Genomic DNA, 11,714 nt, shown 5'->3' with positions numbered 1-11,714 from the left:
TGACGGAAACTTAGTAACGAAGTTTGGAGTTTTTAACCAATTTTTTAATTTTCTTCTGACCCAGCCAGACTTTCCGGTTATCCGCCATACTGATCATAGTAAGATCGACCTGGTAATAGCGCACCTGCTGCTTGCCTTCCATATCGATAATTGTATTGATCTGGCCTTGCAACATAAAATCGGCACCCAACTCCTGCCCGGCCGCGTTACGGGTAGATTCCCGCGCATTCAAATCCTGATCAATGCGTTCATCTCGGATCTCACCACGCTCATCCCGAGAGGCCACAAAATCCACCTTGCCGGAATTCACTAACGCCCTTTCCATATCAGCGACAAAGGTTTTCACGTTAATATGTTCGTGGCTGAGATTGCGGACAGTGCCGACGATAACGGCCGGTCGCTTCCCTGTGCGACCGCTAAAATCTGAAATCCAAGGACGAGACAACGCATCCTGAATCATCTCTTCCGCCACCAGGCGGGAGTCGGTGTCGTTCCAGGCACCACTCAGATCAATAGTGGAATCCGATGAAACCCGCTCGACGGAGGTGCTACAAGCCCCCAAAAGCAATACAAACGCGCTTAGAATCCAATACTTCATTCTTCAGTATCCTTTATAAAGCGATCGAAATTCGCGGATGCGTTTTCTGAATAATAGGCTTTAAAGCTATCCGATAACTTCCCTGCGGTGCTGATCGCGTCATCCAATGCCTTCATATCCATTTCCGCGAATGAATAGACATTCCCGGTATTTTTATCTTTCCAACGACCCTTGATCTTGGCGCCGTTGAGTACCGTTTGAGTCGCACTATTAATACTGTTCTCGATGCTGTTAGAGGACGTATCCCCGGTGGCTGCGGTGTAATCCGACATGGTGGAATCGACGTAGGTGGAAACCACTTTAGCGACTTCGGCACGGGCGCGATTATCTGCGGTAGCCGTTTGCAGCGATTCGTCATTCATAGACGGCGCAGAAGCAACACCATAAATGAAACGCCCGTCTACACTATCAACCGACTGGGTGCCTTCATTCACCCAATCCGGAGCGCCCTTCACGCCCATATTACTTTCTATGGTCGGAGAGTTGCTGCTACAGGCACTCAGGCCCATTACAATCAATACCAGGGTAAAGCGATAAACGGGACGAAACATAGTGCTTTGCTCCTTATTCTATGTCGTTATTCTTGAATCCGTTTTTTGCCGAATCGACAGCTTACTGTAAAACAGAGGCATCTGCGAGTTGTTACATTAGACACCACCATGCTGTCATTTTAGCCAAAAAAATACCGACTTAAAGTCGGTATTTTTTAACATTCAGGCCAGACGACAAAGCGGCTTAGTCGACTTTTTCCACGCCCAATAGTTCAACATCAAACAACAATACCTGGTTGGGGCCGATTTTCGGACCCGCTCCACGATCGCCGTAAGCCAGGTCAGAAGGCACGAACAGCTTGCGTTTTTCGCCAACTTTCATCATCTGCAGCGCTTCTGTCCAACCTTTGATAACGCCGTCTACTGCAAATTCAATGGGCTCGCCACGCTCAACGGAACTGTCAAAAACGGTCCCGTCCGGCAATGTACCATGGTAGTGCACTTTCACTTTGTCGTTGGAGTCCGGTGTTTCGCCGTCACCTTCGGTGATGATTTCGTATTGCAACCCACTCTCAGTCACTTCTACACCGTCGCGCTCTTTGTTCTTAGCGAGAAATTCCTCGCCCTCTTTCTTGTTCTTATCCATGGCTTCGGACTGCGCTTTCTGCTGCTCCTCCATTTTGCGGGTTTGCAGCGCATTCATGGTAGCAACCATCTCTTCCGGGGTCATTTTGGGTTCTACGCCCTTAAAGCCGTCCTCAAACCCTTTGTAAAACGTTTTCAGATCCAGTTCCTGAAGATCTTTACCCATCCCTTCACCGAAACGGACGCCAATGGAATAACTGACTTTCTGATCTTCTGTTTGTAAGCTGACTTCCGTATCGGCCTTGGCCGCTTCCGCATCGACTTCATTCTTTGCTTCACCCTTACAAGCGACTAAAACGGCGCAGGCGGTGGCAACCAATATATAGTTCTTCATGATTTCTCCTGTCTTAAGCATATATCCGAATATCAACAAACAGACATTGATAAGCGATGATGGTTCATTACGATGTTGTTGTTCTGAATTTGAATCGGGCTTGATGGTAACAGAATCCCCCACTATCTGAACTATATCGAAGCAAAATTTTAGCTTGATTTGTGCGGGGGCTATCACAAGAAAGGTAGATATTGTTTAAACAACACGTATAATTGCAAGCGACCGCGTCACCAAAATCTCAGCTGAGGAACTCTGATTATGGCAGCAAAAAAAACCACGGCAAAAAGACCTGCCGTTAAAGTAAAAAAAGATCCGGTGGTTGAGCTGTCAACCCAGATCGAAAAACTGGAAATACAACTGGAAGCAGCCCGTAAAAAAGCGGTTGCCACCGCCGCGAAAACAGCAGTATCCGCTAAGAAAGCCGTTGATAAAGCCGCCGTAGCTGCAAAAAAAGCAGCCGGTAAAGCGAATGCCCCTGCCGCCGATTCCAGACTGGCAGATGCCAAAGCCAATTTGGCTTCCGCAAAAGCCGAAGAAGCCGCACTGAAAAAATCGATCGCCAATGCCAACAAAGTTAAACGCGCGGCGGCAGCGGTAGCGAAACAAATCCAGGCGGAAGAAAGAGCTGAAGCGAAGAAAGCCGCAATAAAGGCTAAAGCAGCAGCTAAGAAATTAGCTGATGCACGCAAAAAAGCCGCCATCAAAGCCAAGGCCGCTGCCAAGAAAGCCGCAGCCGCGAAAAAGACCGCAACCAAAAAAGCCGCCGTTAAAAAGGCGTCTGCCAAGACCGCAGCGAAAAAAGCCCCGGTGAAGAAGGCGGCAGCCAAAAAAGCGCCTGCCAAGAAAGCCGTTGCAAAGAAAACAGCAGCCAAAAAGGCAGCCCCTAAGAAGGCACCGGTAAAAAAAGCGGCGCCTGCCAAGAAAGCCGCAGCGAAAAAAGCGCCCGCCAAGAAAGTCGCAGCCGCAAAGAAAGCAGCACCGGCGAAAAAAGCCGCCGCCAAGAAACCGGCCGCCGTGAAATCCGTGACACCCAAAACAGAAAAGCCCGTAGCGAGCAAGCCCACTCCGGCACCGAAGCCTGCCCCCAAGCCTCCGGCACAAAAGGCGGATGCACCCAAACCGGCTGCAGCCCCCAAGCCCGAAGCGCCGAAACCCGTATCCCCCAAGCCCGTTGCCCCTAAGCCGGAAGCGCCGAAGCCTACCGAGCCAGAGACACCTAAAGTGGAAGAAAAGCCGTTCGAACTGAAGCCTGTTGATGCGCCAAGCGCACCGGACCGAAGCATTTTCGATCCGGAAAAAGACGCATAAAGCCCTGTAATCAACAGGAAAATGCGAAAAAGGGTTGCTCCTGTAGAAGGGCAACCCTTTTTTCATACCCGCTAATTCGCTATCCTGCCCTCCCTGTACTCACTGGCCGTAAGCAACCATCCATGATTCAACTGCAATCCGTCTCCCTTTTCAGGGGCAGCAAACGTCTAATTCAAGAAGCTGATTTCACAGCGTATCCCGGCTGGCATATCGCCCTGGTCGGTCAGAACGGCTGCGGCAAATCATCCCTCTTCGCCTTGCTGCAAGGACGCTTGGGTGCCGACTCCGGCGAAGTCAGAATTCCGGCTAATACCCGGATAGCGCACATGGCACAGGAAGTGGAAGCACTGGATCGCTCTGCCATCGACTATGTAATGGATGGTGATAAATTATTGCGGGAATATCAAAGCCGGTTAGCGCAAGCCGAGCAGCAAAACCAAGTGGATGACATTGCGCGCCTGCATCAACAACTGGATGATATTGATGCCTATACCGCAAATACCCGGGCGGCAAAATTACTCACTGGACTGGGCTTTCAGCAAGACCAGTTTGCCACGACCGTGAAATCATTCTCAGGAGGCTGGCGTGTTCGCCTGAATCTGGCTCAGACGCTGATGTGCCCCTCTGACATCCTACTGCTGGATGAGCCCACCAACCACCTGGATCTGGACGCCATTCTGTGGCTTGAGGACTGGCTCAAAAGCTATCCCGGCACATTGATTCTGATTTCACATGATCGTGAATTTATCGATGAGGTAACGCAACACATTCTGCATATCGAGCATCAGCAACTCAATTATTACAGTGGTAATTATTCCAGCTTTGAAGTCCAGCGCGGTGCTCGCCTGGCCAATCAACAGGCCGCATTCGAAAAACAACAGACTGAGATTGAGCACCTGCAAAAATTTATAATTCGCTTTAAAGCCAAAGCCAGCAAAGCCAAACAAGCACAAAGTCGGGTTAAAGCGCTGGAGCGCATGGAAAAAATTGCTCCGGCTCATGTGGATTCACCATTCCATTTTTCCATCCCCTCTCCGGAAAAGGTCTCAGACCCTCTATTGGATTTTGAAGACACCGAACTCGGCTACGCTTCAACCCCGATTCTGAATAAAGTGAATCTGCGTCTCTCACCCGAGTCCAGAATTGGACTCATCGGACCCAACGGTGCCGGTAAATCCACCCTCATAAAATCGCTGGCCGGTAATCTGGAACTGATAGCGGGGCACCAGAATAAGGGGGAGCATTGCAAGATCGGCTACTTCGCCCAACACCAGCTGGATCAGCTGGACGAAACAGCAACCCCCCTACTCACCATGCAGCGCATCGCCACCAAGGCCGACGAACAAACACTGAGAAATTACCTCGGCAGCTTCGGATTTCAGGGTGATGCCGTCAACGCCGGCATTGCGCGTTTCTCCGGTGGTGAAAAAGCCCGTTTGGCGCTAGCCATCATCATCTGGCACCGTCCCAGCCTGCTGCTGCTGGATGAGCCCACCAACCACCTGGATCTGGAGATGCGACTGGCACTCACCATGGCACTACAGGAATATGAAGGCGGCCTGGTGCTGGTGTCGCATGACCGCCATTTGTTACGCGCCACCACAGACGATTTGTACCTTGTCGCCGACCACCAGGTTAAGTTATTTAATGGCGACCTGGATGACTACGCTAAATGGTTACTGGAATTCCGCCAGTCATCTCAAGCGTCGGGCAACTCGACTGACACTGCATCGGCCCCCCTTTCCGATGTTAAACGGGACCGCAAAGCCGAGCGTCAAAAGGCGGCAGAAGCCCGTAAACAATTGCGGCCACTAAAAACTCAGCTACAAAAACTGGAAAAAAGGTTGGCGGAGCTGGAAAGTCGGAAAGCGGAACTGGAGCAAGCCCTGGCAGATCCGGACATTTATCAAGCCGACCAGAAGGATTCGCTGCACAGGCTTTTGAAACAGCAAGGCGTTATTGCAAGCGACCTGGATGAGACAGAGACAGCCTGGATGACTCTTTCAGAGACAATACAGGAACTGGAAGAACAGTAGCCGGATAGCGTCGCTAACTTATAAATCCGGTGCACTTTGCATATTGATGTTTCTGGTGGTGAATTCAAATAGGTCCACCCCAAACGACCCATCCATCAATACTTTACGGATCCTCAGCTGTCGTTCAGCGTCCAGATCACGTTGTCGTTTCAAATCCACAATTCGCTGCTGCATGGGATTTTTATTCGCATCCAACAGCAAAGCGACTTTGGGCAGCAAACGGTTGACCGGATCGACTGATATAACAACACCCACTTCACCGCTCATCATTTCCACCAGCGCACCGGGAGGATAGATTCCGATACACTCGATAAATTTCACCACCAGTTTGGGATCAAACTGGGTACCGCTGTTATCGTATAAAATCTTTAACGCTGCTGCTGATGTCGTACCGGCACTATAACAACGCTGGCTGGTGATCGCATCGTAGGCATCCACTATGGTGACCACCTTCGTATAAAACCCCAACGTATTGGCGTCTAATTGATCGGGATACCCTTGCCCATCTTGCCGTTCGTGGTGATGGTGGCAGGCGGCAATCACTTCCTCGGGCAAAGTCGTATCCTGCTGCAGAATTTCCCAGCCGAAGTTAACGTGCAGTTTAATATGCTCATATTCTTCTTTGGTCAGCTTGCCCGGCTTGTTCAGAATGGTCTGATCCACTTTCATTTTGCCAACGTCATGCAACATGCCGCACAGCCCCAATAGCTCCATGTGCTTGCGCCCCACACCCAGATGCCGCCCGAATGCAATTGCCAGCAACCCTACATTCAGGCAATGCTCTGCCGTATATTTATCTGCGTTCTTAATCCGGGTTAGCCACAACATAGCCGATGGGTTACGCTCGATGGAATCGACACACTCGCTGATATGTTCCCGGATGACCCGAGTATCCGGCAGCTTATCCACATACGCGGTATCCAGAATTTGCTCCACCTCGGTAAAACTGCACTGATAGCTGATGTGGGCTTTGGTGATCTCCTCTTCTACCTTCGCCTGTAGCGCGTAGTTCTCGGGGCATCGGTCAAGGTCAACCGGTGAGGTTCGGGCATCGGAACTGACATGGCGGGCTTTCAGCACATCGATATAAACGTATTCACAGATATTGCGCAGCGTTGCCAGATCGTCGGGATCTTCCAGGGGGAAACCCTGAAATAAAAACGGTGTATCAAGCCAAGGCCGGTCCAACGCAGACACATGCATTCCCAGCTCAAGTTCGTCAATGGGCACCTTAATGGTGTCACGATCATTAGGCGTATTCTGATTCATGGATTCGGGCAATTCGATCTACTACTTTGTCTTTTAACTTTAGAACAAGAATCCGAATTCCGCGCTGCTTTGAGTTGTTTTTAATTGTAGCTAATCGTATCTGGAAAAAAACAGCAGGACCTGAACATAGCCCTTTAATATCAAGATCTTACAAAGAATTAACAGGTTCAGCACTGTTCTGTTTTGTAACAAATGTAGCGCATTTTCCGTTTCGTCTCTATGCAACCATAGGGGGCTTATCCGCTGGCGAAATGGGCTTTGTTGCCGAGCACGTTGCCCCCTATCCTGCTCACATTCAGGGTAAGGGGCAACGTGCTCGGCAATCAAAGACGGATTGATCAGAAGTTGAAATAAAGAAACTCGGATTGCTTGGTGGTCATCATGGTCATGAGTGAAACAAAAAACACCACGCCGGTCGCCAACGCCATCACCCTACCTTTGGTGCCGTTTAAGACAGACCCGCTGATAATCCAGTCGGGGCCCTGAATAAGGTTGCTTTTTCGCAGCATATCCAGACTATTGGGCATGAAGAACGCCACAAATAAAAGCACGCCAATTAACGGCACACCGGAGCTAAACCAGTCCTTAGTTCTGATAATACTGGGATCGGGACTGATCACCACCCCAAGACTGTTCAGCAAGGAAATCAAATCATGCTTACCCATCTGGTTCAGCGTGACCTCCAAAGCCACCGGAAAGCTGACACCCTCAACCCCCAGCATCGCCGTTAGCATCACACCGGCGCCACTGAAGGTCTCTGCCCGGAAAAAGACCCAAGCCAACACCACCGCAATAAAGGTAATAAAAATCGAAACCGGACGGAAGCGGAAAACATTGCATACAGCCGGCAACTTTTTACTGGCGTTTTGCCACCCGTGATTACAGATCAGATAGAAACCGTGCAACCCACCCCAGATAATAAAATTCCAACCGGCCCCATGCCATAGACCACCAACCAGCATCGTAATCATGAGGTTGTTGTAGCGACTCAACGTGCCCTTGCGATTTCCCCCCAACGGAATATAAACATAGTCGCGCAGGAACTGAGAAAGGGTCATATGCCAGCGACGCCAAAATTCAATGATATTGATTGATTTATAGGGCGAATTGAAATTAACCGGCAAGCGAATCCCGAACATCATGCCGAGACCAATTGCCATATCAGAGTAACCCGAAAAATCGAAATAGAGCTGCAGGGAGTAGGCCAGCGCCCCGGCCCATGCTTCGACCGTAGTAACCGATTCGCCCCTATCGACGGCACTGAATATCGGTGTCGAGAAATCGGAAATACTGTCTGCCAAGAGTACTTTTTTTGCCAGCCCGATGCTGAAAATAAACAAGCCGACACTCAGGTTGTTGATGTCAAACCTAAACGTAGACTCTCGTTCAAATTGTGGCATTACAGAACTGTGGTGGACAATGGGCCCGGCGATCAACTGGGGGAAAAAAGTCACAAACAGGCAATAATAGGAAAAGCGGTGCTCTGTGGTGATCCCCCGATACGTGTCCACCAGATAGGCCACCTGCTGAAAGGTAAAAAACGAGATTCCCAATGGCAATATTAAATCCAGAAAACCAACGTTGGCTCCCGATAGCTGATTCAGGGTATCGATCAGAAAATCCGTATACTTAAAGTAGCCAATTAAGCCCAGATTGAGTACGACTCCCCCGATCATCGTCCACTTTGCCAATGCTTTGTGGCGGTCGGTTTGCCGCTGATTCAGGTTAAGGATCGTTTGTGACAGAAAGAAATTTACCAGAAGGGAAAAGATCAGCAGCAGCAAATAAACCGGCTTCCACCAACCATAAAAAACAAGAGAACTGAATACGAGAAAGCCGATAGCGAACTTAACCGGCGCGTATTTCTGTAAGGCAAAATACGCCACTAATACAAACGGCAGGAAAAAAGCAATGAACTCGATTGAATTAAACAGCATAAACCAGTACTACCACAGAAGAATCACGAAAACCCCGAATACATGTCAGCCAAACCGACACACCGCTGTCTTTAGCTCGAACGGTTTTTCCAGTACTTTCTCATCTTCTGTATATCACCGTCTTTCAATAACAACTCAGCCAATGCTTTCGATCTCTTTTCAACGCCTAGATTATTCAAATGATAGGCTGTGTCATAAAAGTATTTTTTCGGATACATGAAGTCCCGCGCGGCCCCCAGCACCGGAATATCTTTCTTTTCAAAGAAGTCTTCAAACTTATCCTCAAATTGGTTCAAGTGGCCATCTTCATACTCTTTGAAATAAATTGTATTGGGGTAAGTCGCCAAAAACTTAACTTCTTTTTTGTCCCGCAACACCTCAATTTGATCGGCCAGTGCAGTGAGCCCACGATCCATATTATCGACTTTATGACTGAAGTTATCAGGCCCTCTATTCTTTATAATCCGTTGCTTTAAAGCATCCGGCTTATCCACCCGGTTTACCGTTTGATCACCAAACTCGTTGATTTTTTCGATGGGATAAGCCCGCTCTACTTCCACATTCGGAACCAATGCGGCAGCCAGTATTTTATAGAAACCCTCCGGCCCCAGGGTGAAAATCTGGTTGAGCTGCTCCATTACTGGCTGCTCCAGAAAATAGCTTTCATCACGTTGCATAACATATTGTCGGGTGCCTTCGGACATTCTGGTTGGATAGTCGTAGTTCGTATATTCGAACGAGAATACAACCACATCACCGTCGCGGAGAAACTCTTTTATATTATGCATTTGATAGACGAGGTCGAAGCCGGCCCAAATGCCAAAATTGACCGTAGGTACGCCAACCAATTCATTGATGATATCCGCCCCCACGCCCATTAAAACGCCAGACCCACCCACAAATATAATTCTTGGCGATGGGGTCTCGGTCAGGATGTCTTTCTTGATAGAAAACGTTTCGTGCAGGCCAATAGAGCTGTCACCGGGTGTACCTATTAAAGTATAAATAACCGACATCCATACCACTGCGCCCAGCAACAATCCAGAAAGGAAAAATGTGAAAAACCTCATGAGACCAAATCCATTATTTATAGAAACGCACGTTCGGGTTTCCATAATAAAAACGAATAAACAGTGAACAAAGCAGCTGGCAGTGTGCCCTGGCGATGCCCCTTTCCAGTTTTAACCCGGCTGCAACTCGAAGAGATTTCCTTGAGTGGCAGAGATACTAATACACTCTTTTTCCGTAGACCTCCGACCAGGTAGCATTTTTCACTTAAGGTCCGTCAAAAGAGCTGAGCGTTATATCAGCTCTCCCGAAGGGGAACAAGGCGGTCTGACCAATATTCCGACGCGAGGCACCCAAAGTGCCGATCACCTCTGTTCATTGAGCCTAAAACCACTGGGCTTTCATGACCTTACGAGTCGATCAAATATCATCCAACATATTGAATTATGTAAAAACAAGACTGCCATCACATTTCGGATTACTGGTTTACTCAGGCCCGCTCCAACACAGCTGATACCAGCCGGCTAATTCCGCTGGACGCTTCTGATATTCGCCCTGCCAGCATATAAGCTGGCGTCGTAATCAAATTGTTTTGCTCATCTATGCATATTTCCTCCACTGCGCAGGCTTGGTGCTTTGCCCCCATCACGATGACGGCTTTGGCTGCATCATCGTCATCGCTGCCAAGCGTGCAGGTCACACCCGCACCGAATACCTTCGGCGCCAACACGGGCGCGATACACACCAGGCCAATGGGCTTCTTAAGACCCCGCATGGTTTGCAAGAACCCGAGTACCGCTTCATTGGTAGCCATCTCTGGTCCGGCAACAGCAAAGGTACTCAGGTTTTTTGCCACACCGAAGCCGCCCGGCACAATGACCGCATCGTAGTCAGCGGCATCCGCCCGAGCGACATCGATAATATTGCCGCGACATAATCGGGCAGACTCCACCAGGACATTTCTGGTTTCCTGCATTTCCTCACCTGTCATATGGTTCAGCACATGCATTTGATCAACATCAGGAGCCATACATTGAAACTCAACTCCAGCCTCATCCAGGCGCAGTTGCACCAGTGTCGCCTCATAAACCTCCGCGCCGTCAAAAACGCCACACCCTGATAAAATAATCGCTATTTTCTTAGCCATCGCTCATTCTCCTACTGATAAATGGAACCGGATTGTTTTGCTCGGATTGTACTGATCTGAATGGTTCGGGAATAATATAACGCGGGTCACGTGATGTTAATGCGGACCGGCAATGAATCAATGAGCCCACGCCGGTTGAATAGGCCTGGGCTCATCGTGACTCATTACCCGTTCAGGCGGGCGGTTACTTGTATCTCAATTTTCATGTTGTCATCCAGTAACCGGGCTTCAAACACCGTTGCCGCAGGACGCACCTCACCCAACCACTTCGCGAGTACCGGAAAGCAGGGTTCAAAGTCATCTCGATTCGGAACAATATAAGTCACACGCACCGCATTTTCGATTGAGCTACCGGCTTCCTGTAATGCCGCCTGAATATTTTTAAAACATTGATCAGCCTGCTCTTTCACGTCCTCACTGATACGACCTTCCTGGTAGTTATAACCGGTGGTTCCGGAAACAAACACATAGTCTCCATCCACGACTGCTCTGGAATACCCCATTTTGGACTCAAATTCAGACCCGCTTGAAATCAGCTTTCTATTCAAAACCTTTGCTCCCTATTGATTGTTAATGATGAATATAACCTGGTGATCCGGGAGCGGAATTTTACCGTTAATACGGAACTTAGGCAGTAAGATTTCGTGACCGGGCCTGGATTGCCGGTTAACGGCTAAAGTCCGTGGGTTGCTCTAGTTGATAGATGCACTCGGACAATCCATCGAGTTTGGACTGCAGTTCGTTTTGCGCGTCATACAGCCCGCGATTATAAAAGTAAGACCCGATTTCACGAGAGATAAAATCCAGCAAAAACTCGGCGTCAAATCCGCCAATTTCCTGCTTTAGTTCTGCATCAAAATAGTCTTTTAGTTTGTCGACCAACAGCTCTTTTTCGCTTTTTGAAAATTCAATCATGACTGCCCCTGCCAGCAACATTGATT

11 protein-coding genes are annotated in these 11,714 nt (G+C 49.0%); 2 read left to right on the top strand and 9 right to left on the bottom strand.

The annotated features are described in order from the left end of the window. Positions 1-10: 10 nt before the first annotated feature. The 3 genes from FT643_RS18310 to FT643_RS18300 form a co-directional block, all read right to left on the bottom strand. Positions 11-598 (bottom strand): penicillin-binding protein activator LpoB, encoded by a 588-nt coding sequence (locus FT643_RS18310; RefSeq protein ID WP_156872865.1) that lies wholly within the window; start codon positions 596-598, stop codon positions 11-13. Continuing rightward, the gene (locus FT643_RS18305; protein ID WP_156872864.1) at positions 595-1,149 is read right to left on the bottom strand and encodes an LPP20 family lipoprotein; all 555 of its coding nucleotides are present in this window, start codon (positions 1,147-1,149) and stop codon (positions 595-597) included. Before FT643_RS18305 ends, FT643_RS18310 begins: the two co-directional genes overlap by 4 nt. Before the next feature lie 184 nt (positions 1,150-1,333). Continuing rightward, positions 1,334-2,068 (bottom strand): FKBP-type peptidyl-prolyl cis-trans isomerase, encoded by a 735-nt coding sequence (locus FT643_RS18300; RefSeq protein ID WP_198043669.1) that lies wholly within the window; start codon positions 2,066-2,068, stop codon positions 1,334-1,336. 258 nt (positions 2,069-2,326) lie between these two features. Here FT643_RS18300 and FT643_RS18295 point away from each other — a divergent pair, with 258 nt between their 5' ends. Both FT643_RS18295 and FT643_RS18290 read left to right on the top strand, forming a co-directional pair. Then, positions 2,327-3,376, top strand: a complete 1,050-nt coding sequence (locus FT643_RS18295) for a histidine kinase (protein WP_156872862.1) — start codon at positions 2,327-2,329, stop codon at positions 3,374-3,376. A 122-nt stretch (positions 3,377-3,498) separates the two neighbouring features. After that, on the top strand, positions 3,499-5,412 hold the full coding sequence (locus FT643_RS18290; protein WP_156872861.1) for an ATP-binding cassette domain-containing protein: 1,914 nt from the start codon (positions 3,499-3,501) through the stop codon (positions 5,410-5,412). Positions 5,413-5,430: 18 nt separating this feature from the next. Here the strand turns inward: FT643_RS18290 and FT643_RS18285 are convergent, their stop codons facing one another. The 6 genes from FT643_RS18285 to FT643_RS18260 form a co-directional block, all read right to left on the bottom strand. After that, positions 5,431-6,681 carry an HD-GYP domain-containing protein gene (locus FT643_RS18285; protein ID WP_156872860.1) on the bottom strand — a complete coding sequence of 417 codons (1,251 nt, stop codon included), beginning with the start codon at positions 6,679-6,681 and terminating at the stop codon, positions 5,431-5,433. Between the two features lie 338 nt (positions 6,682-7,019). Beyond that, positions 7,020-8,618 (bottom strand): MBOAT family O-acyltransferase, encoded by a 1,599-nt coding sequence (locus tag FT643_RS18280; protein WP_156872859.1) that lies wholly within the window; start codon positions 8,616-8,618, stop codon positions 7,020-7,022. A gap of 71 nt (positions 8,619-8,689) precedes the next feature. Further along, complete coding sequence (locus FT643_RS18275) at positions 8,690-9,688, bottom strand: hypothetical protein (RefSeq protein WP_156872858.1); 999 nt, start codon at positions 9,686-9,688, stop codon at positions 8,690-8,692. 428 nt (positions 9,689-10,116) lie between these two features. Further along, on the bottom strand, positions 10,117-10,773 hold the full coding sequence (gene elbB, locus FT643_RS18270) for an isoprenoid biosynthesis glyoxalase ElbB (protein WP_156872857.1): 657 nt from the start codon (positions 10,771-10,773) through the stop codon (positions 10,117-10,119). Positions 10,774-10,937: 164 nt separating this feature from the next. Further along, on the bottom strand, positions 10,938-11,321 hold the full coding sequence (locus FT643_RS18265; protein ID WP_156872856.1) for a RidA family protein: 384 nt from the start codon (positions 11,319-11,321) through the stop codon (positions 10,938-10,940). A gap of 118 nt (positions 11,322-11,439) precedes the next feature. Beyond that, positions 11,440-11,688, bottom strand: coding sequence for a DUF2164 domain-containing protein (locus FT643_RS18260; protein ID WP_156872855.1), 249 nt, complete (start codon positions 11,686-11,688; stop codon positions 11,440-11,442). Positions 11,689-11,714: the final 26 nt, after the last annotated feature.

Source organism: Ketobacter sp. MCCC 1A13808, assembly GCF_009746715.1.
Lineage (GTDB): Bacteria > Pseudomonadota > Gammaproteobacteria > Pseudomonadales > Ketobacteraceae > Ketobacter.
Note: the sequence above shows the minus strand (reverse complement) of the source record. Positions and strands in the feature narration are given on the sequence as shown.

Excerpts from the sequence above, each read along its gene's own strand:
- FT643_RS18310 (WP_156872865.1), bottom strand. The coding sequence starts at position 598 with ATGAAGTATTGGATTCTAAGCGCGTTTGTATTGCTTTTGGGGGCTTGT.
- FT643_RS18305 (WP_156872864.1), bottom strand. The coding sequence starts at position 1,149 with ATGTTTCGTCCCGTTTATCGCTTTACCCTGGTATTGATTGTAATGGGC.
- FT643_RS18300 (WP_198043669.1), bottom strand. The coding sequence starts at position 2,068 with ATGAAGAACTATATATTGGTTGCCACCGCCTGCGCCGTTTTAGTCGCT.
- FT643_RS18295 (WP_156872862.1), top strand. The coding sequence starts at position 2,327 with ATGGCAGCAAAAAAAACCACGGCAAAAAGACCTGCCGTTAAAGTAAAA.
- FT643_RS18290 (WP_156872861.1), top strand. The coding sequence starts at position 3,499 with ATGATTCAACTGCAATCCGTCTCCCTTTTCAGGGGCAGCAAACGTCTA.
- FT643_RS18285 (WP_156872860.1), bottom strand. The coding sequence starts at position 6,681 with ATGAATCAGAATACGCCTAATGATCGTGACACCATTAAGGTGCCCATT.
- FT643_RS18280 (WP_156872859.1), bottom strand. The coding sequence starts at position 8,618 with ATGCTGTTTAATTCAATCGAGTTCATTGCTTTTTTCCTGCCGTTTGTA.
- FT643_RS18275 (WP_156872858.1), bottom strand. The coding sequence starts at position 9,688 with ATGAGGTTTTTCACATTTTTCCTTTCTGGATTGTTGCTGGGCGCAGTG.
- elbB (WP_156872857.1), bottom strand. The coding sequence starts at position 10,773 with ATGGCTAAGAAAATAGCGATTATTTTATCAGGGTGTGGCGTTTTTGAC.
- FT643_RS18260 (WP_156872855.1), bottom strand. The coding sequence starts at position 11,688 with ATGATTGAATTTTCAAAAAGCGAAAAAGAGCTGTTGGTCGACAAACTA.